This is a genomic window from Rhodoplanes elegans (assembly GCF_016653355.1).
Classification (GTDB): domain Bacteria; phylum Pseudomonadota; class Alphaproteobacteria; order Rhizobiales; family Xanthobacteraceae; genus Rhodoplanes; species Rhodoplanes elegans.
This window is the reverse complement of the sequence record NZ_NHSK01000062.1, coordinates 1-21,315: the sequence shown is the minus strand read 5'-3', so window position 1 is coordinate 21,315 and position 21,315 is coordinate 1. Positions and strand designations below refer to the sequence as shown.

Annotated in this window: 21 protein-coding genes; 12 read left to right on the top strand and 9 right to left on the bottom strand. The window is 69.2% G+C overall.

Going from position 1 to position 21,315, the window contains the following annotated elements:
• Positions 1–140 precede the first annotated feature (140 nt).
• Positions 141–503, bottom strand: coding sequence for a hypothetical protein (locus CCR97_RS06070; RefSeq protein WP_111357626.1), 363 nt, complete (start codon positions 501–503; stop codon positions 141–143).
• Between the two features lie 258 nt (positions 504–761).
• Positions 762–1,157, bottom strand: a complete 396-nt coding sequence (locus CCR97_RS06065; RefSeq protein WP_201159377.1) for a DUF1127 domain-containing protein — start codon at positions 1,155–1,157, stop codon at positions 762–764.
• 238 nt (positions 1,158–1,395) lie between these two features.
• Here CCR97_RS06065 and CCR97_RS06060 point away from each other — a divergent pair, with 238 nt between their 5' ends.
• Together CCR97_RS06060 and CCR97_RS06055 are read left to right on the top strand one after the other, a co-directional pair.
• A complete protein-coding gene (locus CCR97_RS06060) occupies positions 1,396–2,271 on the top strand; it encodes a LysR family transcriptional regulator (RefSeq protein ID WP_201159376.1) in 876 nt (291 codons plus the stop codon).
• A gap of 426 nt (positions 2,272–2,697) precedes the next feature.
• On the top strand, positions 2,698–3,477 hold the full coding sequence (locus tag CCR97_RS06055; RefSeq protein WP_244670295.1) for a hypothetical protein: 780 nt from the start codon (positions 2,698–2,700) through the stop codon (positions 3,475–3,477).
• Between the two features lie 85 nt (positions 3,478–3,562).
• Here CCR97_RS06055 and CCR97_RS06050 read toward each other — a convergent pair whose 3' ends face one another.
• A complete protein-coding gene (locus CCR97_RS06050; protein WP_146618900.1) occupies positions 3,563–4,351 on the bottom strand; it encodes a hypothetical protein in 789 nt (262 codons plus the stop codon).
• 290 nt (positions 4,352–4,641) lie between these two features.
• Between CCR97_RS06050 and CCR97_RS06045 the strand changes: the two genes are divergently transcribed.
• The 4 genes from CCR97_RS06045 (at position 4,642) to CCR97_RS06030 (ending at position 8,434) form a co-directional block, all read left to right on the top strand.
• Entirely contained in the window at positions 4,642–5,439 is a 798-nt protein-coding gene (locus CCR97_RS06045; RefSeq protein WP_111359633.1) for an inositol monophosphatase family protein, read from the top strand.
• A gap of 129 nt (positions 5,440–5,568) precedes the next feature.
• Positions 5,569–6,573 carry a flagellar motor protein MotA gene (locus CCR97_RS06040; RefSeq protein ID WP_111359634.1) on the top strand — a complete coding sequence of 335 codons (1,005 nt, stop codon included), beginning with the start codon at positions 5,569–5,571 and terminating at the stop codon, positions 6,571–6,573.
• Between the two features lie 190 nt (positions 6,574–6,763).
• Positions 6,764–7,795, top strand: coding sequence for a peptidoglycan -binding protein (locus CCR97_RS06035; protein WP_201159375.1), 1,032 nt, complete (start codon positions 6,764–6,766; stop codon positions 7,793–7,795).
• A gap of 138 nt (positions 7,796–7,933) precedes the next feature.
• Entirely contained in the window at positions 7,934–8,434 is a 501-nt protein-coding gene (locus tag CCR97_RS06030; RefSeq protein WP_111356165.1) for a GNAT family N-acetyltransferase, read from the top strand.
• A gap of 39 nt (positions 8,435–8,473) precedes the next feature.
• On the opposite strand, the gene CCR97_RS06025 is transcribed toward CCR97_RS06030, so the two are convergent.
• The 4 genes from CCR97_RS06025 to fabA form a co-directional block, all read right to left on the bottom strand.
• A complete protein-coding gene (locus tag CCR97_RS06025) occupies positions 8,474–9,478 on the bottom strand; it encodes a transporter (protein WP_111356155.1) in 1,005 nt (334 codons plus the stop codon).
• 140 nt (positions 9,479–9,618) lie between these two features.
• Positions 9,619–10,455, bottom strand: a complete 837-nt coding sequence (fabI, locus tag CCR97_RS06020) for an enoyl-ACP reductase FabI (RefSeq protein ID WP_201159378.1) — start codon at positions 10,453–10,455, stop codon at positions 9,619–9,621.
• A gap of 324 nt (positions 10,456–10,779) precedes the next feature.
• Complete coding sequence (gene fabB, locus CCR97_RS06015; RefSeq protein ID WP_111356156.1) at positions 10,780–11,997, bottom strand: beta-ketoacyl-ACP synthase I; 1,218 nt, start codon at positions 11,995–11,997, stop codon at positions 10,780–10,782.
• Between the two features lie 51 nt (positions 11,998–12,048).
• Entirely contained in the window at positions 12,049–12,576 is a 528-nt protein-coding gene (gene fabA, locus CCR97_RS06010; protein WP_111356157.1) for a 3-hydroxyacyl-[acyl-carrier-protein] dehydratase FabA, read from the bottom strand.
• Between the two features lie 228 nt (positions 12,577–12,804).
• Between fabA and irr the strand changes: the two genes are divergently transcribed.
• Positions 12,805–13,311, top strand: coding sequence for a Fur family transcriptional regulator Irr (gene irr / locus CCR97_RS06005; protein WP_111356158.1), 507 nt, complete (start codon positions 12,805–12,807; stop codon positions 13,309–13,311).
• Between the two features lie 401 nt (positions 13,312–13,712).
• On the top strand, positions 13,713–14,231 hold the full coding sequence (locus CCR97_RS06000) for a hypothetical protein (RefSeq protein ID WP_111356159.1): 519 nt from the start codon (positions 13,713–13,715) through the stop codon (positions 14,229–14,231).
• 24 nt (positions 14,232–14,255) lie between these two features.
• On the opposite strand, the gene CCR97_RS05995 is transcribed toward CCR97_RS06000, so the two are convergent.
• A complete protein-coding gene (locus CCR97_RS05995) occupies positions 14,256–14,732 on the bottom strand; it encodes an SH3 domain-containing protein (RefSeq protein ID WP_111356167.1) in 477 nt (158 codons plus the stop codon).
• Between the two features lie 306 nt (positions 14,733–15,038).
• Between CCR97_RS05995 and CCR97_RS05990 the strand changes: the two genes are divergently transcribed.
• Positions 15,039–16,040, top strand: coding sequence for a 2-hydroxyacid dehydrogenase (locus tag CCR97_RS05990; protein WP_111356160.1), 1,002 nt, complete (start codon positions 15,039–15,041; stop codon positions 16,038–16,040).
• Positions 16,041–16,704: 664 nt separating this feature from the next.
• Here CCR97_RS05990 and CCR97_RS05985 read toward each other — a convergent pair.
• Positions 16,705–16,968, bottom strand: a complete 264-nt coding sequence (locus CCR97_RS05985; RefSeq protein WP_111356161.1) for a hypothetical protein — start codon at positions 16,966–16,968, stop codon at positions 16,705–16,707.
• 557 nt (positions 16,969–17,525) lie between these two features.
• Between CCR97_RS05985 and CCR97_RS05980 the strand changes: the two genes are divergently transcribed.
• The 3 genes from CCR97_RS05980 to CCR97_RS05970 all read left to right on the top strand — a co-directional run bounded on the left by CCR97_RS05980 (position 17,526) and on the right by CCR97_RS05970 (position 21,141).
• Complete coding sequence (locus tag CCR97_RS05980) at positions 17,526–19,562, top strand: cytochrome c (RefSeq protein ID WP_111356162.1); 2,037 nt, start codon at positions 17,526–17,528, stop codon at positions 19,560–19,562.
• Between the two features lie 40 nt (positions 19,563–19,602).
• Positions 19,603–20,598, top strand: coding sequence for an alpha/beta fold hydrolase BchO (gene bchO / locus CCR97_RS05975; RefSeq protein ID WP_111356168.1), 996 nt, complete (start codon positions 19,603–19,605; stop codon positions 20,596–20,598).
• 111 nt (positions 20,599–20,709) lie between these two features.
• A complete protein-coding gene (locus CCR97_RS05970) occupies positions 20,710–21,141 on the top strand; it encodes a hypothetical protein (RefSeq protein WP_111356163.1) in 432 nt (143 codons plus the stop codon).
• Positions 21,142–21,315 lie beyond the last annotated feature (174 nt).

Sequence of the window (21,315 nt, the reverse complement as noted above, 5' to 3'; positions counted from 1 at the left end):
TTGATACAGCGAGCCCGCCCGGCACGGCAATCGCCGTGCGGGGCGGGCGGTCGGGCGGGCGGGTGAAAAGGCGGAAGATGAAAAACGCGAGCGGGCAGGCCCGGGGTCGGGCCCCTCGCCGGGGCCGACCGGGCCGACGCTCAGCGCGGCGTCAGGGTCTCGGTGCCGGAGCCGTTCTGGCCGCGCACCGACCACAGGCCGCGCAGCACGCCGCCGTCCTCGACCTTGTACATGACGAGGCCCGGCTTGCCGTCCATCGTGTAGGTGGCGGCCAGGTAGTCGTTCATGCGCATGCCGAAGCCCGTGTAGGTCGTGCCGCCGATCGACCAGCGCACCGTGTAGGTGGTGTCGGAAATGACCTGCAGGGCGAGCGTGCCCGAATAGGAGGAGCCGTCCCCGTTGGTGCCGGAGACGGAATAGCTCTTGGCCAGCATCAGGGTCTCGGCGGCGGCCGGCGAGACGAGGGCGCCCGCGATCACGATCGCGGCGAGGGTGCGTCGCATTTCTAGGGTCTCTCCATGCGGTGCGGCCGAGAGGTATGGTGTCGGCCGTGATGGAGGATAAGGAGCGAGTTACCGCCTGTCGACCGTGCGCTCCGTCACAGACGGCGGCCCCCCGTGGCGACCTCGGCACCCCCTCACCCGGGTCTCGCGCTGTCGCGCGAGATCCGCCTCTCCCCGCCGGGAAGAGGTGGAGGCACTGCCATTGGGGCGCGTTCGAGCCGATGAATCGACTCGAAGCTCAGCCGGCGTCGTGGTGAATCAGGCGGACCGGGCCGCCCGACGAGCGTGGTCTTTTACGCCCGTGCCGTCGCCGTCGTCGGTCGGCACCAGCGACGGCGCCGAGAGCAGGCGCCGCAGCCGGCCGCCCGGCCGTCGCCGCGCCGTCTGGCGCTCGCCGGCGCGGCGCGCCAGCAGCGCGGTCGGGTCGCGCCACAGCGGCTCGGAATAGGCGTCGGCGACGTCGCCGCGGGTCAGCCCGATGTCGGACAGCATGCGGTCGTTGAACCCGGCCAGCATCGCCGCCTCGCGACGATGTTTCACGGCCTCGGCGAGACGGCGGGCGTGCATCGCCACCGCCCCGATCGCCGTGGCGATCGCCCGAACGCCACGCAGGCCGGGCCGGGGAAGGGTGCGGATGTACGTCAGCGCCGTCATGGCGACCTCCTGTTGGGTGGCGGCGCGGCATCGTCGACGTCCACCTCCGAGGACGCCACCCGAAAACCCGCGCGATTGCCGAGGGCCGGAGAATGCCACTCTTCGATTGATGACGAAAACGAATGTTTTTAATCTGCGCCATCAACCCGGCTGATGGATGCGCCCGGCATGGCCGCACCCTGTCGGAGACACGCCCGCGGCGACACGCTCTCGGCAACATGCTCTCGGAGGAGCCGCCATGACGACCCTGCTCGACGTCGACCAGCTCCGCACCTTCGTGGCCATCGCCGAGACCGGCTCGTTCACGCGCGCCGCCGAGATCGTCCACAAGACGCAGTCGGCCGTGTCGATGCAGATGAAGCGGCTGGAGGAGCGCATCGCCCGGCCGCTGTTCGCCCGCGACGGCCGCCAGTCGAAGCTCACCGAGGACGGCGAGCGGCTGCTCGACTACGCGCGGCGCATCGTCAAGCTCAACGTCGAGGCGGTCTCGGCCTTCGGTGACGAGGAGCTGACCGGCCGGGTGCGGCTCGGCGTGCCGGACGACTATGCCGACCGCTATCTGCCCGAGATCATGGCGCGCTTCTCGCGGGTCTATCCGGGCGTCGAGCTCACCGTGGTGTGCGAGCCGTCGATCGATCTCGCGCTGCGCATCGACGAAAGCGAGCTCGACATCGCCATCGTGACGAGCTGCGAGACGACGCGCGCCGTCGAGGTGTTTCGCCAGGAGCAGCTCCTGTGGGTGACGTCGAGCCGCCACGCCATTCATCTCGACTCGCCGTTGCCGCTGGCGCTCGGGCGCTCGTCGTGCAAGTGGCGCCACAGCGCGATCGAGAGCCTCGACCGGATCGGCCGCAGCCACCGGCTCCTGTTCTCCAGCGGGAATGCCGGCGCCATCTCGGCCGCCGTGCTGGCCGGGCTCGCCGTCTCGGTGTCGGCGACCTCGGGGCTGCGGCCGGGCATGCGGGTGCTCACCCCGGCCGACGGCTTTCCGGCGCTGCCGCCCTGCCAGATCGGCCTGCTGCGCAATCCGCACGAGCGCTCGGCGCTCGCCGACGCCCTCGCCGGCCACATCGTCTCCTCGCTCGACAACCTCTCGGCCGCCGCCGCGGAGTGAGGGCGGCGGGATCGTTGCTGCGTGCCCCGGACAAGACACGGCGGACCGCAGGTCCGACGTGTCGCCGATCCGGGGCCCAGGGACGTCGGCACGATGCACTCTTGAGCACCAGGTCGTGACGCCCTGGGTCCCGGGTCACGGCGCGTCGCGCCGCGCCCGGGACACGAGGCTGCGGCCGGTTCGGACTTCACCCTCATGGTGAGGAGCGCTCCGCAGGAGCGCGTCTCGAACCATGTGGCCCGGACCCGCCGCGACGCCGCATCCCGGAACCGCCTCGCGCCAAAAAGCTTGATCCCGGAATCGCGCATCTCGCGGTGTCATGCTGACACCCGACGTGACAGACGGCGCTGTCAGGACGATCTGACAGAGTCGTGAATCACACACGGGGCTCGCGCGAAAAAGGACTCTCAGCTCGGAGCGACCCGCATGCTCGATCGCGTCACGTCCTTCACGCCGCACGGGGACGGTCTCGACGGCGACGATCTCGAAAGCTGGAGCACGGCCGAGCTGAAGGCGCGGGTGCTCGCGCTCGTCGACGGCCGCCACGACGCCAAGCAGAGCGACAAGCTGGCGCTGCTCGACCAGCACCTCGCACCGCTGTTTACCGAGCTGTCGCGCCGAAATCCGATTCCGCGGGCCGAGGATCAGGTCGTCGCCGTGCAGGGCGTGTGGACGCCGGCGTGGTCGACGATTCCGTTCCACGACGCCATTCCGGGCCGCGTGTTCGACCAGTCCTATCAGATTTTTCGCGAGGACGGTTTCTACGCCAACATCGCCCATCACGTGCCGGGCCAGAAGGGCGGGCTTCTGGAAAAGCTGCGCTCGGTGCTGGCCGGCTGCGACCTGATGATCATCCAGAAATACGACATCGTCGACGGCCGCTGGCTGATCAGGAACATCGGCGTCGAGGTGGCGGTGGTGCGGGCCGATCGCGATCTCGACATCCCCTCGGCGAAGGCATGGTTTTCCGATGTGATGCGCAAGAAGGGCGATTGTTATCAGGAGGCCGCGGACTCGGGGACGTCCGATCTCGGCACGCCCGACTTCTCCGCCCTCGATCCCGCCGCCGCCAAGAAGCTCGGCAAGACATTTAAAGCCCAACCCGAGATGACGAACGTCTACATCGACCAGGACCTCCGCTTGGTCACCAGCCGCCGCGAGCCCACCCAGCGTCCCTCCTGGACCATCGGCGTGCGGCGGGCGTGAGGGCGGCCGTTACCGGCTATCACACAAGGATAAAGCACGATAGGCGTTCGAAGAGCTTGTTCAATGTTGACGATCCCGATCTAGGCTATAGGATTTTAACTAGTTCGATTAGAAATGAATTGACATGGTTCAGGATAGCCCGCGCCTCGCCTTCGTCGTAAGTAGCCTTTGGATGCATCACCGCATTTCGCCAGGCTACCTTTACATTATAGAGATGAGATTGAATTGCGGCGCATTGCACGGTGTGTGGAGCCCGGTGATCCATGTTTTTTATGATGGGATTTAAACGATCTAAAATATTTTGCCACATCAGCTCGCCGGCGAGGCTGACCCCGAGTTTCCGTCCAAATTCTTGAACGGCGGCTTCCGTGACCCGCATAAGGTGAAAGACGCAAGCTGTATTCCGTCCAAGAGCAAAGCAGTTGCCTGCCTCGACAATGTCGGCAACGTTATTGGGAAACTTGTCTGCAACATCTTTGCCGAATATTGGGATTGTTGGGTTAAAATAGGCCGCCTTCGACGGCGGCAACATCATCGCCATCCTCGCTCCAATATCGTCGGCGAGCCGACCTGTCATGTCGGCCCCATGTCCTCGAATTCTCTCTGCGTCAATCATCGTGTAAGTCGTCATGCTCGGTCGGGGTTGATCTTTAATGGCGCATTGTTCAAGAAGCTCCTTGAGGCGGCGAACTGAAGCGCGGGTTGATATAAGGTCAAATCTATCTGCTTCGCTCTGAATTAGATCGACAAAGCGCATAACGTCCTGGTGGTCGCGATCGAGCAGAATCAAATTTTGCTGGGGGTTGATGGCTTGAAAAAGCGCCTTTAGATTTATCGCGGCGAGCAATAGCTCGCCAATTTTTAGAGTCTCCATAAGCGCCCCCAAACGAATTAGCCGTTAGACTGGTCATCAATCAAAAGTGAGGGTCTGCCGCGATTTGGCGGAAGCAGTAAACACGGCCAGCAACTATAGGGCGCAGGAGGTGCGGAATACAACAAAGTGTTCATCCCCAGGGTGGATCGCCGCCCTCGCACCGTGTAAGACCGCGGCGCACGGATTTCTCGTCGTGCCCGGGCTCGTCGCGGGCACCCTCTGACGACCCCTGAACCGAACGAAGGCGTGGATGGCCGGGACGAGCCCGGCCATGACGCGAATGGCACAACATGCTCCGCTCCGCACTGCTCAACGTCATGGTGGCCGCCGCCCGCAAGGCCGGCCGCGCCCTCAAGCGCGACTTCGGCGAGGTCGAGCACCTGCAGGTCTCGCTCAAGGGGCCGGCCAATTTCGTCACCGCGGCCGACCGCAAGGCCGAGGAGACGCTGCGCGCCGAGCTGGAGAAGGCGCGCCCCGGCTACGGCTTCCTCGGCGAGGAGGGCGGCCTGCAGGAGGGCAGCGACCGCAGCCACACCTGGATCGTCGACCCGCTCGACGGCACCACCAACTTCCTGCACGGCATTCCGCAGTTCGCCATCTCGATCGCGCTGCAGCGCGAGGACACCATCGTGGCCGGGGTGATCTACAACCCGGCCAACGAGGAGCTGTTCATGGCGGAGCGCGGCAAGGGCGCCTTCCTCAACGACCAGCGCATAAGAGTCGCCGGGCGCCAGCGCCTCGCCGACGCGGTGATCTGCTGCGGCCTGCCGCATCTCGGCCGCGGCGAGCTCGGCCAGTTCCGGAAAGAGTTCGAGCAGGTGCAGGAGCGGGTCGCGGGCCTGCGCCGCTTCGGCGCCGCCTCGCTGGATCTCGCCTGGGTGGCGGCCGGCCGTTTCGACGCCTTCTGGGAGCGCAACCTGTCGCCCTGGGACATGGCCGCCGGCATCCTGATGGTGCGCGAGGCCGGCGGCTATGTCGGCGACTGCGACGGCGGCGACCAGATGCTCGGGCGCCGGAGCATCGTCTGCGGCAACGAGACCATGCACCGCGAGATTCTCTCGCTCCTGAAGGCCGCCAACCGGCCGTGAGCCGGCCGGGCCGGGGCGGGACGCGATCCGCGGATAATCCCTCCGGAGCGGGGGACCGCTCCGTTGCGGCGCGTTAAATTCGCCGCGCGGCTGTGCCATATTGGGATCGAACCAAGCGGCGGAATCACCATGGCCAAGCCCGAGCGCGAGATCGACCCCTTCAAGGTGTCATCGCCCCGCATCTATCTGTTCCGGATGCTGGTTTTCCTGGTGCTCGGGGTTCTGCTGGTGGTCGTCCTGCACCGCCAGATCTGGACCGCGTTCCTCGCCAATCCGGGACTCAACGGGCTGATCGTCGGGGTCCTGCTGATCGGCGTCGTGCTGGCCTTCCGCCAGGTGGTGCGGCTGTTTCCCGAAGTCGCCTGGGTGAACGGCTTCCGGCTCGCCGATCCGGGCCTGCGGGTGGAGCGGCCGCCCTCGCTGCTCGCCCCCATGGCGTCGATTCTCGGCGACCGCATGGGCGCCATGGCGCTGTCGGCGCCGCTGCTGCGCTCGATCCTCGATTCGATCGCCATGCGGCTCGACGAGGCGCGCGACACCGCCCGCTACATGACCGGGCTCCTGGTCTTCCTCGGCCTGCTCGGCACCTTCTGGGGCCTGATCGAGACGGTCGGCTCGGTCGGCCGGGTGATCGACGGGCTGAAGGTCGGCGGCGACGCCGCGACCATGCTGGACGCCCTCAAGGAGGGCCTCGCGGCACCGCTCGGCGGCATGGGTATCTCGTTCTCGTCGTCGCTGTTCGGGCTCGCGGGCTCCCTGGTGCTCGGCTTCCTCGACCTGCAGGCGAGCCAGGCGCAGAACCGCTTCTACACCGAGGTGGAGGACTGGCTGTCGACCTCGGTGCGCGAGCTCGGCGCCGGCGCCCCGTCGGCGGCCGCCGCTGCGCCGGTCGCGATGGGCAGCGAGATGCGCGTGGCGCTCGACCGGCTGCAGGACGCCATCGCCGAGGCGGGCGCCAACAAGGCGGCGACCCACGCGATGGCCAACCTCGCCGAGGGCATCCAGGGCCTCGTCCAGCACATGCGCGAGGAGCAGCAGATCATCCGCGAATGGGTGGAGGCGCAGGCCGACCAGCAGGCCGAGCTGCAGCGCGTGCTCGAGGTCCTGGCCCGCCAGCACGCCGAGAAGACGTGACCGCCGGTGCCGGGCGGACCGGGGATGTGAGCCAGATGGGTCTCGTGACAGGCATCTCGATCGCGTCATGGCCGGGCTCGTCCCGGCCATCCACGCCCTTCCCCGTGGCGAGCCCGGACGTCGTGGATGCCCGGGACGCGCCGGGGCATGACGGCTCGGTGGTCGTGGCTCTCACGACGAGGACGCGCTGATGGCCCTGTCCCGCTTCCGCCGCGACCGCGGCGTCGACTACTGGCCCGGCTTCGTCGATGCGCTCTCGACGCTGCTGCTCGGGGTGATCTTCCTGCTCACCGTGTTCGTCGTCGTGCAGTTCTTCCTGTCCCAGGAGGTCGCCGGCAAGGACACGGCGCTGCAGCGCCTCACCGCGCAGATCAGCCAGCTCACCGACCTGCTATCGCTGGAGAAGACCGGCAAGACCAGCCTGGAGGAGGAGGTGGCGCGGCTCTCGGCGAACCTCGCCGTCGCCGAGGGCGAGCGCGACCGGCTGCGCGCCGGCGCCGCCGGTCCCGGCACGGCCGGCGAGCTCGGCGCCGCCCAGGGGCGTATCGCCGAACTCGGCTCGGCGCTCGATTCGGAAAAGCGGGCGACCGCCCGGGCGCTCGCCCAGGTCGAGCTGCTCAACCAGCAGATCGGCGCGCTGCGCCGCCAGCTCGGCGCGCTCGAAAGCGCGCTCGACGCCTCCGACAAGAAGGACAAGGACGCCCAGTCGCGCATCGCCGATCTCGGCCAGCGCCTCAACGTCGCGCTGGCGCAGCGCGTCCAGGAGCTGTCGCGCTACCGCTCCGACTTCTTCGGCCGGCTGCGCGCCATCATCGGCAACCGGCCGGACGTGCGCATCGTCGGCGACCGCTTCGTCTTCCAGGCCGAGGTGTTCTTCGACACCGGCCAGGCGGCGCTGCGGCCGGAGGGCCGCATCGAGCTCGATAAGCTCGCCGGCGCGCTGATCGAGCTGGAGAAGCAGATTCCGCCCGAGATCCCGTGGGTGCTGCGGGTCGACGGCCACACCGACATCCGGCCGATCGCGAGCCCGCAGTTCCCCAGCAACTGGGCCTTGTCGGCGTCGCGCGCCATCTCGGTGGTGCAGTACCTGGTCGGCCGGGGCGTGCCGCCGCAGCGCCTCGTCGCCGCCGGCTTCGGCGAGTACCAGCCGCTCGACCCCGACCGCACCGAGGAGGCGTTCCAGCGCAACCGCCGGCTGGAGCTGAAGTTGACGGAGCGCTGAAGCCCCGGCTCGGGTGGGCGCGATCGTCGCCGTCGCGCGGACCGAAACCGCGAGTCGTCCGCATAGTGCCACCGGACGTAGGGGTATCCCGGAAGAGTCGATTCAGGATCCCGCTGGTATAAGGGCCGCATGACGACGATGAGCACGACCCCCGCGACCGCCGCCCCGCCGGTCGCCGCCCCGCCTGTGATCCGGCCCTACGAGCGCGACGACGAGGACGCCGTCATCGCGCTGTGGCAGCGCACCTGGCAAACCGCCTATCCGCGCCACGACTTCGCCGCCCGCGTCGCCTGGTGGCGCGATCGCTGGCGCACCGAGCTGGTGCCGATGGCGTCCGTCGTGGTGGCCGAGGTCGCCCGCCCGGACGGTGCCGGCGCCGAGATGCTCGGCTTCGTCACCATCGACGAGACCGGCTATCTCGACCAGATCGTGGTCGCCCCCGAGGCGTGGGGCACGCCGGTCGCGACCGCGCTGCTCGACGAGGCCAAGCGGGTCGCCCCGACCGGCATCGCCCTGCACGTCAACAAGGACAACTACCGGGCCATCCGGTTCTACGAGAAGCAGGGTTTTTCCATCGGCGGCGAGGACGTCAACCCGCTCTCCCAGTCGCCCGTCTTCATGATGGTCTGGCGGCCGTAGGGACGCGTCTCGCGTCGATCGTCCGGGGATAGCGGCGCCCTACCCCCGCGTCAGGCCGCGCCAGCGCAGCAGCAGATAGACGATCAGCGAGGACAGCGCCGAGACGATCACGCCGGCCCAGAAGCCGGTCTCGCCGTCGGCGAAGGCCATGCCCTTCAGGTTCATGCCGAAGAAGCCGGCGACCAGCGTCGGCGGCAGGAACATGATGGTGACGATGGAGAGCGCCCGCAGGTTGCGGTTGGTCTCCTCGACGAGCTGGCTCGACAGCTCGTCCTGCAGCATGCGGGCACGGTCGCGCAGCGCATCGATCTCCTGGTCGAGGCCGTCGAGGCGCTGGGACAGCCGCACGGCGTCGAGGCGCAGCGCCGGGGCCAACTCCTCCGGCTCGATCGCCTCGAAGCGATGGAACAGCGCGCGCAAGCCGGCGAGCTGGCGATGCAGCCGCACCGTGGTGCGGCGGAAGGCGCCGAGCTTGCGGCGCTCGTCACTGGTCTCGAGATCGAGGATGCGCTCCTCGATGCGATCCATGTCGAGCGCCAGCGTGTCGGCGAGCCGGTCGATGGCGTCGACCACGTGATCGATGACCAGCTCGATCAGGGCGGCCGGGGATTCCACGCGGCGGCCGGCGCGCAGGAGCTGGCGCACCTCGTCGACCGCGTTGAGGGCGCGGCGGCGGGCACTCACCAGCACGCGCTCGCGCATGGCGAAGTGCAGGAGCCGCAGCTCCTCGGTGACGCCCTCGAACTCGCGACCGAGATCGGCGATCACGCCGTAGACGCAATCGCCGTCGACCTGGAGCTGCTGGTGCGTGTCGGGGCCGAGCAGCGCCTCGACGGCCTCGTCGGGGAGGTCGGGAAAGGTGCGCAGGACCGCGCCGCAGCGGGTGTCGACCAGGTTGAAATGCAGCCACAGCCAGCCGTCGGCGACCGGGGCGATCGGCCGGACGACGTCGAGCTCCTCGGCGCGGCCGTCCTCGGCGATGCGGAAGGCCCAGACCAGGGCGGGCAGCGGGGCGACCGCGAGGGCCGGAGTCGTGTTCAGCACGGCGGCGCTCCACGGCCGGCGTTGTCCTCTCCCGGCGCGCCCGTGACGCTGGCGTCCGTGACGGCGACACCCGTCACGTCAACGCGAATCGGGGCGCGGCGATCCAAGGCCACGCCCCGGCCGGACGGCGATCGGAAGGCTTACTGCGCGGCGTCCTTGGCGGCGCGCTCCTCGGCGGCCGACTCGGCGTCGTCGACGGTCTTGAGCGCGGCCGGATGCGGCATCGAGATGATGTTGTAGCCGGAGTCGACGAAGTGGATGTCGCCGGTGACGCCGGTCGACAGATCCGACAGCAGGTAGAGGGCGGCGCCGCCGACCTCCTCGATCGACACGGTCCGGCGCAGCGGCGCGTGACGCTGCTGGTAGTTGAACATCAGCCGCGCGTCGGCGATGCCGGCGCCGGCGAGCGTGCGCACCGGACCAGCCGAGATGGCGTTGACCCGGATGCCCTGCGGCCCGAAGTCGGCGGCGAGGTAGCGCACCGACGCCTCGAGGGCCGCCTTGGCGACGCCCATCACGTTGTAGTTCGGCATCACCCGGGTGGAGCCGCCATAGGTCAGCGTCACCATCGATCCGCCGTGCGTCATCAGCGCCGCGGCGCGCTTCGCCAGCTCGGTGAACGAGAAGCACGAGATCAGCATGGTGCGCGAGAAGTTGTCGCGCGTCGTGTCGGCGTAGCGGCCCTTCAGCTCGTTCTTGTCGGAGAACGCGATGGCGTGGACCAGGAAATCGATGCCGCCCCAGGCCTCGGCGAGCTTGTCGAACACGCCGTCGACCGAGCGGAGATCCTCGACGTCGCACGGCAGCACGAGACTCGATCCGACCGACTCGGCGAGCGGCTTGACCCGCTTGCCGAGCGCCTCGCCCTGATACGTGAAGGCGAGCTGGGCGCCGTGGGCGGCGAGCCCCTTGGCGATGCCCCAGGCGATCGAGTGGTTGTTGGCGACGCCCATCACGAGGCCGCGGCGACCGAGCATCAGCCCGCTCTTGGTGGCGCCCTGCTCGGTCGTCATGACGAACGGCCTGCGCGGCGGAAACCGAACCACGGCGTGCCCGGAGGCATTGCCGCCGGGCGTCTTGCTGTCGCTGGACATCGTTTCGCCGCCTCCCCGCGCACGGCTCGACCCTCCGCCCGTCCGGCCACTCCGGCGGTCGCATCCCGGGTCGATACGTCTGGACGTGCTCGCCGGATCTGTATGTCGGGCGTGCTACAGTGTCGTGACGACCGCCGGGCCGACACGGGGACCTGTGGATTCGTAGCCGACACGGCGTGACCTCTCGTCCGGCGCGACCGGCGCCGCTCAGGCGTCCACGTGCTTGAACACGAGCGAAGCGTTGGTGCCGCCGAACCCGAACGAGTTGGACAGCACGCAGCCGAGCGTCGCCGCGTCGCGGCGCTCGCGCACGATCGGCAGGTCGGCGAACACCGGGTCGAGCGTCTTGATGTTGGCGCTCTCGCAGATGAAGCCGTTGTTCATCATCAGGAGCGAGTAGATCGCCTCCTGGACGCCGGCCGCGCCGAGCGAATGGCCCGACAGCGACTTGGTCGCCGAGATCGCCGGGATCTTGTCGCCGAACACGTCGCGGATCGCCTCGATCTCCTTGATGTCGCCGATCGGCGTCGAGGTGGCGTGCGGGTTGATGTAGTCGACCGGCAGCTTCACGGTCGACAGCGCCATGCGCATGCAGCGCGCCGCGCCCTCGCCCGAGGGGGCCACCATATCATGCCCGTCGGAGGTGGCGCCGTAGCCGGCGACCTCGGCGTAGATCTTGGCGCCGCGCGCCTTGGCGTGCTCGAGCTCCTCCAGCACCAGCACGCCGGCACCGCCGGCGATGACGAAGCCGTCACGATCGACGTCGTAGGCGCGCGAGGCGGTGGTCGGCGTGTCGTTGTACTTGGACGACATCGCCCCCATGGCGTCGAACAGCACCGACAGGGTCCAGTCGAGCTCCTCGCAGCCGCCGGCGAAGATCACGTCCTGCTTGCCGTACTGGATGGTCTCGGCGGCGTTGCCGATGCAGTGGCTCGAGGTCGCGCAGGCCGACGAGATCGAGTAGTTGACGCCCTTGATCTTGAACCAGGTGGCGAGCGTCGCGGAGGCGGTCGAGGACATCGCCTTCGGCACCGCGAACGGCCCGACCCGCTTCGGCCCCTTCGTCCGGGTGATGTCGGCGGCGTCGACGATGGTGCGGGCGGAGGGGCCGCCCGAGCCCATGATGATGCCGGTGCGCTCGTTGGAGACCTCGGTCTCGGCGAGGCCGGAATCCCGGATCGCCTGCTCCATGGCGACGTGGTTCCACGCCGCGCCGCTCCCCAGGAACCGCATGGCGCGGCGATCGACCGCCTCCTCGGGATCGAGGGTCGGTGCGCCGTGCACCTGGCAGCGGAAGCCGAGCTCGGCATACTTGTCGGCGCGCGAAATACCGGACTTGGCCTCGCGCAGGCTCGCCAACACCTCTTGAGTGTTGTTCCCGATGGACGACACGATGCCCATCCCGGTGACGACGACGCGTCTCATGATTCCGATTCCTGACTGGCCGGCGGGCCAGCGGCCCGCGGCGGTGCCGGGCTATGCCGGACCGGGCTGCGGCGCCTGATCGCGGAACAAGCCCACCTTGAGATCCATTGCGCGATAAATGACCGAGCCGTCCGCCGACAGCCAGCCGTCGGCCACCCCGAGCACCAGCCGGGAGCGGACGACCCGCTTGATGTCGACGCCGTAGACGACCTTACGGACGGTCGGAAGAACCTGACCGGAGAACTTCAGCTCGCCGAGCCCGAGTGCCCGCCCCTTGCCCTCCGCCCCGAGCCAGCCGAGGAAGAAGCCGAGGAGCTGCCACAGCGCATCCAGGCCGAGGCACCCCGGCATCACCGGGTCACCCTTGAAATGACAGGGGAAGAACCACAGGTCCGGCCTCACCTCGAGCTCGGCGCGCACCAGGCCCTTGCCGTGGTCGCCGCCCTGCTCGCCGATCTCGGCGATGCGGTCGAACATCAGCATCGGCGGCAGCGGGAGCTGCGGTCCTTCGGAGAACATTTCGCCCCGGCCACAAGCGAGAAGGTCTTCGTACTCGAAGCTCGACCGACGATTGTGCATTCCGTGAGTTCCCCGCGACCACCGACCCACCGGATCGGCCGCACTTCCCTAACACACGCGACCGGACGGTCAAACCGCTCGCCGACAGCCCCGCGTACCGAAATTCACCGTCTCCGGCGTACGCGGAATTGCGATGCATTTGCAAGAAGGTTGCAACAGCAAACCCACCCCGGTATGATGCGTATTCAACAGGTCACATGCCGGGCCAGGCACGCGAGTTCAGTCACGATGCAGAGGAATTCTCCGGCTCCCAGCGCCGGTCTCGGAACCGCCAAGTCGGGGGACACGGGTGCCTTCTTCGCCCAGCGTCCCGAGCTCAACGGGTGCCCCTGGCACGACGTGAAGAGCCTGCTGCGCGGTGTCGGGCTGCGGCCCACCCTGCAGCGCATGGCGCTCGGCTGGATCCTGTTCGGCAAGGGCCACCGCCACCTCACCGCCGAGATGCTCTACGAGGAGGCGTCGCGGGCGCGCGTGCCGGTGTCGCTCGCCACCGTCTACAACACCCTGCACCAGTTCACCGATGTCGGCCTGCTGCGGCAGGTCGCCGTGGACGGCTCGAAGACCTATTTCGACACCAACGTCTCCGAGCACCACCACTTCTTCCTCGAGGACAAGAACGCGCTGGTCGACATCCCGACGGTCGAAACCGAGATCGGCACCCTGCCGGCGCTGCCCGAGGGCTACGAGGTCGGCCGCGTCGACGTGGTCGTCCGCCTCCGCCAGAAGGGCAAGTGAGCCGACCGTAGCGCAGGTCACCCTCCATACGACGTTCGAACGGCCGGGGCTCCCCCGGCCGTTTTTCGTTGGCAGGCGCCGTATCGCGACTCCCGCGGGACCGATACGGCCGGCACGCCTCGCTAGGCTTGCGGATGGGTTCGAGCGGTCCGATCGAATCGATGTCCGGAGCGGCGCCGCCGGCACGACCGGCCGCGCCCCGCCATGGCCGGCGAGCGGCGGCGGGGCGGTCCGATTTTCCGATCCCGGTCATGGCGCGTCCTGCCGCGTCGGCAGAAAATCGCTGCCGTTCGGGCGTGCATGCTCGCGCGATGTCCCTAAGTGAGCACGCCCTCGGGCGTGGTGCAGTCCTGTTCATGTCGCCACCTGCGATTTGCAGGCGAACTCACAGGAACACTCCAATGCCTATCGAGGCCCATTACAGCAAGCCGAAGCTCGCCGTCATGGCCGCCGTGTTCGGGCTGTTTCCGATTCTGGGGATCGCGGCCCTGGCAATGGAAATCTACTTGCGGACGATTGGCGAGGAGACCGGGCCGATCGACTATGAGCTTTTCCTCTTCGTTCCGATCCTGCTGCTCCTGACACCGCTCGTCGTCCGCTACATCCGGCGCATCTTCGACAATGCCGCGGTGCTGTCGGTCGACGATTCGGGCCTCTACGACCGCCGGTGGCTCGACCGACCGATCCCGTGGGACAAGATCACCTGGAGCGGGGTGTCGCGGATCGGCGTCCAGTCGTCGATCTGGCTCAAGCTGGCGGTCCCGGTGAGCGACTTCACGGCCGGCGGATCCAAGCGGATGCTCGCCAGTCTCGGCGCCTTCACCGGCGTGCTGGTGCTCAACTGCACGGACCTCGACGTCCGCGCCGAGGAGATCCAGGCCTCCATCGAAGGGTACCTGCCGCCGAAGCCGCCGCCTTGAGGTGGCGCCGCGGCTGCGGCCCGGTCAGTCGACCTTCTCGTTCGGATAGACGCCCCACAGCCGCTCCTGGGCGATCCAGCCGTCGAACTTGTCGCCGACGAAGCGGCACCAGCTGCCGTCGCAGCGCTTGACCGTGCCGACCACGCCGGGCTCGAGCCGCGCCGTCACCGGGCTTCCCGCATCCGCGTCGGCCCGCACCGGGACGAGCTCGTCGTTGCCCTTGGCGCGCGCCACGAAGGCGGTGCGCTTGCCCGACAGGAGCGAGTGGTAGACCCAGCCCTCGGCGCCCTCCCAGTCGCGGATGCGACGCCAGTTCTCGTACTCGGCCGTGATCTCCACGGGCAGGCCCGAGCGGGTGTAGACCCAGGTGACGTCGTGGTCCTTGGTCGGGCCGGCCCGGACATTGACGCGGTCGGGCTTGAGGCTGACGAAGCGCGGCACCGGCAGTCCGGAGACCGAGCCGGTGGGCAGATCCGTGGCGCCGGCGGGGGCGCGGCCCATCGCCGCGACTACCACCGCGGCGGCGAGCACGAGCGCCGCCCGCGCCACGACGCGACGCGGCGAATCGCGGTCGATTGCATGATTCGAGCCCTGTCGGAGCGCGCCGGACGGAGCCCGGACAGGGGATGTGTGGAGCCGGTTCTGGCGCATTGTGTTATCCCGGCCATCTGGTACAGAAGAGCCGGCAGGGTCCTTCTCGACGTGCCTCCGAGTGCGGAATTCCAATGTCCGCGATGAGGGTTAAAGAGGACTGAAAAATCCGCGGGCGGCCGGTTTCGGCATCCTCCCCGCGGTGGGGCAAACGACATGGCGAATCGGAAGAAACCCGTCGTGGTGGTGACGCGGAAGCTGCCCGACAGCGTCGAGACCCGGATGCGGGAGCTGTTCGACACGCGTCTCAACATCGACGACACGCCGATGACGCCGGCCGCCCTCGCCGAGGCCATGCAGGAGGCCGACGTGCTGGTCCCGACCGTGACGGACCGCATCGACGCGCACGCCCTCGGCCACGCCGGCGAGCGGCTCAAGCTGATCGCGAATTTCGGTAATGGTGTCGACAATATCGATGTCGCCGCGGCGCTCCAGCGCGGCATCACGGTGACCAACACGCCCGGCGTCCTCACCGAGGACACGGCCGACATGGCGATGGCGCTGATCCTGGCCGTGCCGCGGCGGCTGACCGAGGGCGCCGCCCTGATGATCGGCGACAAGGCGTGGACCGGCTGGACGCCGACCTGGATGCTCGGCCACCGCATCTCCGGCAAGCGCCTCGGCATCATCGGCATGGGCCGCATCGGCCAGGCGGTGGCGCGCCGCGCCCGCGCCTTCGGGGTGCAGATCCACTACCACAATCGCCGCCGGGTGCCGGGCAAGATCGAGGAAGCCCTGGAGGCGACGTGGTGGGAGAGCCTCGACCAGATGCTCGCCCGCATGGACATCATCTCGGTCAACTGCCCGCACACGCCGGCGACCTATCACCTCTTGTCGGCGCGGCGCCTGAAGATGCTCCAGAAGGGCGCCTACATCGTCAACACGGCGCGCGGCGAGATCATCGACGAGAACGCGCTCGCCCGCATGATCGAGAGCGGCGAGATCGCCGGCGCCGGGCTCGACGTGTTCGAGCACGAGCCGGCCGTCAACCCGAAGCTGATGCGCCTCGCCCGCACCGGCAAGGTCGTGCTGCTGCCGCATCTCGGCTCCGCCACGATCGAAGGCCGGGTCGACATGGGCACCAAGGTGATCATCAACATTCAGACCTTCATGGACGGCCATCGGCCGCCCGACCGGGTACTGCCCTCGATGCTGTGAGGCGGGCGGGGCGTTGACGTTCGACGCGCGTCTTGTCTCGCCTCTTGGCCGGAGACTCGGTGCTCAGGATTAGGAGGCTCTCGGTCGTCATGCTCCGCGAAGGCGGAGCATCCAGTACGCCGCAGCGTCTCGGCTGAAACAACGCACGCCTATGAATACTGGGTCGTCCGCCTGCGCGGACGACGACCACCGAGAGGCCGTGCCACCGCGACGTGACGCCGTGGACACGCGGCGGCCGCTCGGCCGGCCCTTGTACCAACGGCCCCGACGGCCCCGAATCTCGACCCGTCATCCTGAGGTGCTCGCGCAGCGAGCCTCGAAGGATGCGGCCGCAAGGTGGCCGTCGCCCTTCGAGGCTCGGGCTTCGCCCGAGCACCTCAGGGTGACGGGGTGAGTGGATCGTCAGGGCCGCCGTCATTTCCGCTCCGCTCGCTCTCGTGAAAAATTCCGGCGCACCGCGTCGGTGGCGCTCTGTACGGCGCCGCCGACGATGATGGCCAGGAAGGTCGCGAGGTGGGACATCTTCATGGTGTCGCTCCGCAAGAGATGCGTTCCGCGTGTCGCTCCGCACGAGATACGTTCAGAGCCGCTTCGGTCGTGACGAACCAGACTCGGCTTCCGCTCGTCCCCGCTTGCGCGTGGATGAGCGGAGTTTGAATCGACGCTAGCGCGCGCCGCCCGAGATCAGCTTGACGAACTCGAGGATGGCGAGCCCGGCCAGGCCGGTGCCGATGATCCCGAGCGGCACCACGGCGGCGCGCGTCACCTCGGTGCCGGCCCCGAAGATGGTCGAGAACACCAGCGTGACGAAGATGACGCCGAGCATGCCCCAGATCAGCACGTTCATGCGCTCGGTGTAGCTGCTGTTGTCGGTGCGACGCAGCGCTACGTCGATGGCGGCGGTCCGGTATCGCGTCATGTTCGGCATCGTGATCTCGTCGGCTCGGGGGACGGCGATGTGGAACGACCGCTAATTCGGGCGACGGACGCCGTTGTCTCCGCCGCCTGCCGCACCCGGCATCTGCACGTGGTTTTATCGATCCCGCGTGGGATCGGGTGCTCCACGCCACGCCGTCGCGGCCCTCGTCTCGTTCCGTACCTGTTTGAACGAGAGGTGTGGTGATCCGTTCCGCCGCACGTCGGGAGATTCGCCATCGCGTGTGCGGTCGTCGACATGACATGCACCGGTCGCATCCTGATCAGCTCCGCTGTCACGACAGACTTACATGACCCGGCGTAAATCGATCCGATGAGAGTCTGGCCAGCCGGCGACATCCATCGCGGCGAGATCCGTTCGACTGTACCGTCGACGTGACGTGATGGTGTCAATCCTGATCACGTCGCTCGATCGCACCATCGTGTGACGCAGCGCTCGGAACTTCACTCTGTCCGGCGATCTTCTTACCTCACGACCGGCCGCAGGTGCGCCGAGTCCGAGGACGACCCGACGAGATGACGAACGCTCCACCTCCCGCGGGGCCGACAATGCCGGGCCGCGCGGACGCGCCCGCCGGCCGATCGCCCTCGTTCGGTCTGCTGCGCTGGAGCGTCGCGGCGCTGGTCGCCGTGCTGCTGCTCGATGCGGGCCGGTCGCTGGTCGCGCATCTCGGCTGGAGCGCGCCGGCTTCGGTGTGGCAGCCCGACCAGTCCGAGTTCGCCGACATCGCCTGGCCGCCCGCGGTCGCCGTTCCGCCCACCGCCTCGCGCGGCGAGCGGGTGTATCTCGAGAACTGCGCGATCTGTCACGGGCCGCAGGGGCGCGGCAACGGCGCCGCCGCGCCGTCGATGAGCCCGCGCCCGCGCGATCTCGCAGGCGATGCCTTCAAGGTCAAGTCGACGGCCGCGGGCGTGCCGCCGACCCGCGACGATCTGCGCAAGGTGATCGCCGACGGGCTCGCCGCGAGCGCCATGCCGGGCTTCGCCGACGTCCTCTCGGCGCAGGACATCGACGCCGTCCTCGATCATCTCGTCACGCTCGGCACGCCCGTCGCGAACGACCAGACGGCGCGCGTGAACGTGTCGTCGCGCCCGCCCGTCACGGCCGACGCGATCGCCCGCGGCGAGCGCGTCTATGCCGCAGAGGGCTGCGGCGGCTGCCACGGCGCCGATCTGCGCGGCGGCGCGCCGCAGCCCGACGCCTCCGGCCACGAGGTCGTCGCCCGCGACCTCACGGCGCCGTGGACGTTCCGCGGCGGCGCCGCACCGGCCGACGTGTTCCTGCGGCTGACGACCGGCATGGCGCCGTCGCCGATGCCGTCGTACGCGCATCTGAGCGACGCCGACCGCTGGGCGCTGGTCGCCTTCCTGGAGTCGCGGGCGCGACCCGCGCCGGGCGAGCCCGGGGCCGTCCTCGCCGGTCCCGGCCAGTCCGCCGACCCGCTGGTGCGCGGTCGTTATCTGGTGCGCGCCGGCATGTGCGGCCTCTGCCACACCGAGGTGAGCCCCGGCGGCATCTATCGCGACGCGCGTTATCTCGCCGGCGGCATCCGCATCGGGGCGCATCCGCAGGGCGTGTTCGTCAGCCGCAACCTGACGCCGGACGACGCGACCGGCCTCGGCCGCTGGAGCGAGGCGGAGATCGCCCGCGCCATCCGCGACGGCCGCACCGAGGCGCGGCTCCTCAACGTCTGGAGCATGCCGTGGATCTTCCTGCACGGCCTGTCCGACACCGACGCGCTCGCCATCGCCCGCTATCTGAAGACGCTCCCGCCCGTGCACAACGCCGTGCCGCAGCCGCTCCATTACGGCACGCTGGAGACCGCGCTCGCGATGCTGTTCGGCGGCGACGTGTGGCTCGGCCGGCCGGCCACCATCACGTATGCGAGCGGCAATTACGCGAACCGCGCCGGGCCCGATCTCGCCCGCGTGCAGAGCGGCCTGGTGACGCTGCAGCTCGTCGTGATCGCGGCGTGGCTCGCGCTGCTGGCGACGCGGATTCCGCGCTCGATGTGGCTGCCGCTCGGGCGCCGGAGCTGGCGCGCCGTCGCCGGCGGAACGGCCGTGCTGGCGATCTACACGACGCCGTTGCTCGGAATGCTGCCCGCCGATTTCCTGTCGCGCGAGGCGCTGCGCGAGGTGCCGCGCCCCGACACGACGAGCCTCGCGCCGGAGCGCGCCGCTCTGGTCGACCGCGGCCGCTATCTGTTCGTCAACGCCTCCTGCGTGTTCTGCCACGGTCCCGACGGCGCCGGCGGTCTCAAGCTCTCCGGGCCGCCCGGCACGCTCTACACGGCCAACATCTCGTCCGACCGCGACGCCGGCCTCGGCGCCTGGAGCGACGGCGAGATCGCGCGCGCGATCAGGAGCGGCGTCGGCCGCACCGGCCGGCCGCTCTATTGGCAGGCGATGCCGTGGGATCACTTCTCCAATCTCGACGAGGAGGACGTGACGGCGCTCGTCGCCTATCTGCGCCGGCTGCCGCCGGTGGCGAAGCCGGTGCCGGCCTATCGCCCGCCGTCGGGCGAGGAGTGCGCCGTCTACACGGTGTGGACGGAACCAAACCCGTCCTCCGGCTGTCGTTGAAACAACCATTCACCCCCGACCAGGAGCCGCCCCCGTGACCATGACCGAGCTGCGTGACGCACCGCCGCCGCCTTCGCCGTCCGCGTGCCCGCATCCGAAGCTGTGCTTCGAGCGCGACGGCCACGACTGGCCGAACCGTCCGACCAGCCGCTTCGTCACGGCGGGCGGCCTCACCTGGCACGTCCAGGAGGCCGGCCGCGGCCCGGTGCTGCTGCTGCTCCACGGCACCGGCTCGGCGACGCATTCGTGGCGCGACCTGCTGCCGCTGCTCGCCGATCACTACACCGTGGTGGCGCCCGATCTGCCGGGGCACGGCTTCACCCAGACGCCGCCGGCCGGGCGGCTGTCGCTCGACGGCATGGCCGAGGACCTCGCGACGCTGCTGCAGGCGCTGGGCCGCACGCCGGCGATCGTCGCCGGGCACTCGGCCGGGGCCGCCGTGCTGGCGCGCCTGTGCCTCGACGACCGCATCGCGCCGCTCGCGCTGGTCGGCCTCAACGCCGCGATGCTGCCGATCGGCGGCCTCGCCGGCCGGCTGCTGACGCCGTTCGCCCGCATGCTCGCGTCGAGCCACGCGGTGCCGCGGCTGTTCGCCCGTTTCGCCGCGAGCGACCGCTTCGTCGAGAAGATGATCACCGACACCGGCTCGGCGGCCGATCCGGCCGGCATCACCTATTACGGCCGGTTGACCCGCAATCCCGGTCATGTCGCCGCCGCGGTGCGGATGATGGCGAACTGGCGGCTGCCGCCGCTCGCCCGCGACCTGCCGCGGCTGAAGCCGCGCCTGGTGCTGGTGTGCGGCGGCAACGACAAGACCATCGCACCGAAGGACGCGGGGCGCGTCCATGCCATGGTCCCGGGCTCCACCGTGATCACGCTGCCCGGGCTGGGGCACCTCGCTCACGAGGAGAACCCGCAGGAGACAGCGGCGATCCTGGTGCGGATCGGCCGCGAGGTGGGCGTGCTGCCGCGCATTCACGCCGTCCGCTCCTGGGTACGACAGGTGGAGGATGCGCCGCCGCTCGCCGCGGAGTAGGCTGCCTGACGCGGGGGCACCATGGGGTGCCTCGGGGCGGCCGGGCGAACCGCGGCCGCCCCGGCGCGTTGGTTCGACGCGTCGAGACCGCGCGGAGCGAGGAGGCAGACGATGGGACGCGTAGAGGAAGCCTTTCTGGGCGGACGGGCGCATCCCCCGGGGACGGAACCGGCGGCGACCCCCGCCGCCGCGGCGTTCGACCGCGGCGCCACCTGGGCCCGCGACGTTCTCCTGCCGGCGATCGAGCGGGCGAACGGCGAGCTCGGCGCCCACGGGGTCCAGTTCCGGGTCGACACCAATCTCGATCCGCGTTCGACCAACCACGCCCATGTCGACATCTGGATCGCGCCGACCGGCGAGCAGAGCGGCGGCACGCCGCACGGGCTGCGCCACTCGATCAACGTGAAGGACGGCCGCGACGTCTGGCTCTACCGGCACGGCGACGCCGGCCAGCTGCTCGGCACCATCGACGAGATGACCACCGAGGCCTGCGAGACGCTGCTCGCCCGTGCCGCCGGGGATTATGCCCGCACGGCGGGGTGAGAGCAGGCCGGTTTTTCGATAGGGTCCACCGTCATGCGCGGGCTCGACCCCATAGGCGCTAAGATAAAGTTGGGCATTGGGTCATCTGGAGGCGTCGTCGGCGGGACGGCTCGGTCGATTGGCGTTGGCGGCTGCGGATGATGTCGAGGATGGTTTCGAGATCAGGCGGCGGCG

Bases quoted from the DNA above. Each gene is read 5' to 3' on its own strand.
- CCR97_RS06070 (WP_111357626.1), bottom strand. From the start codon at position 503: ATGCGACGCACCCTCGCCGCGATCGTGATCGCGGGCGCCCTCGTCTCG.
- CCR97_RS06065 (WP_201159377.1), bottom strand. From the start codon at position 1,157: ATGACGGCGCTGACGTACATCCGCACCCTTCCCCGGCCCGGCCTGCGT.
- CCR97_RS06060 (WP_201159376.1), top strand. From the start codon at position 1,396: ATGACGACCCTGCTCGACGTCGACCAGCTCCGCACCTTCGTGGCCATC.
- CCR97_RS06055 (WP_244670295.1), top strand. From the start codon at position 2,698: ATGCTCGATCGCGTCACGTCCTTCACGCCGCACGGGGACGGTCTCGAC.
- CCR97_RS06050 (WP_146618900.1), bottom strand. From the start codon at position 4,351: ATGGAGACTCTAAAAATTGGCGAGCTATTGCTCGCCGCGATAAATCTA.
- CCR97_RS06045 (WP_111359633.1), top strand. From the start codon at position 4,642: ATGCTCCGCTCCGCACTGCTCAACGTCATGGTGGCCGCCGCCCGCAAG.
- CCR97_RS06040 (WP_111359634.1), top strand. From the start codon at position 5,569: ATGGCCAAGCCCGAGCGCGAGATCGACCCCTTCAAGGTGTCATCGCCC.
- CCR97_RS06035 (WP_201159375.1), top strand. From the start codon at position 6,764: ATGGCCCTGTCCCGCTTCCGCCGCGACCGCGGCGTCGACTACTGGCCC.
- CCR97_RS06030 (WP_111356165.1), top strand. From the start codon at position 7,934: ATGAGCACGACCCCCGCGACCGCCGCCCCGCCGGTCGCCGCCCCGCCT.
- fabI (WP_201159378.1), bottom strand. From the start codon at position 10,455: ATGCTCGGTCGCCGCGGCCTCGTGATGGGCGTCGCCAACAACCACTCG.
- fabB (WP_111356156.1), bottom strand. From the start codon at position 11,997: ATGAGACGCGTCGTCGTCACCGGGATGGGCATCGTGTCGTCCATCGGG.
- fabA (WP_111356157.1), bottom strand. From the start codon at position 12,576: ATGCACAATCGTCGGTCGAGCTTCGAGTACGAAGACCTTCTCGCTTGT.
- irr (WP_111356158.1), top strand. From the start codon at position 12,805: ATGCAGAGGAATTCTCCGGCTCCCAGCGCCGGTCTCGGAACCGCCAAG.
- CCR97_RS06000 (WP_111356159.1), top strand. From the start codon at position 13,713: ATGCCTATCGAGGCCCATTACAGCAAGCCGAAGCTCGCCGTCATGGCC.
- CCR97_RS05995 (WP_111356167.1), bottom strand. From the start codon at position 14,732: ATGGGCCGCGCCCCCGCCGGCGCCACGGATCTGCCCACCGGCTCGGTC.
- CCR97_RS05990 (WP_111356160.1), top strand. From the start codon at position 15,039: ATGGCGAATCGGAAGAAACCCGTCGTGGTGGTGACGCGGAAGCTGCCC.
- CCR97_RS05985 (WP_111356161.1), bottom strand. From the start codon at position 16,968: ATGCCGAACATGACGCGATACCGGACCGCCGCCATCGACGTAGCGCTG.
- CCR97_RS05980 (WP_111356162.1), top strand. From the start codon at position 17,526: ATGCCGGGCCGCGCGGACGCGCCCGCCGGCCGATCGCCCTCGTTCGGT.
- bchO (WP_111356168.1), top strand. From the start codon at position 19,603: ATGACCGAGCTGCGTGACGCACCGCCGCCGCCTTCGCCGTCCGCGTGC.
- CCR97_RS05970 (WP_111356163.1), top strand. From the start codon at position 20,710: ATGGGACGCGTAGAGGAAGCCTTTCTGGGCGGACGGGCGCATCCCCCG.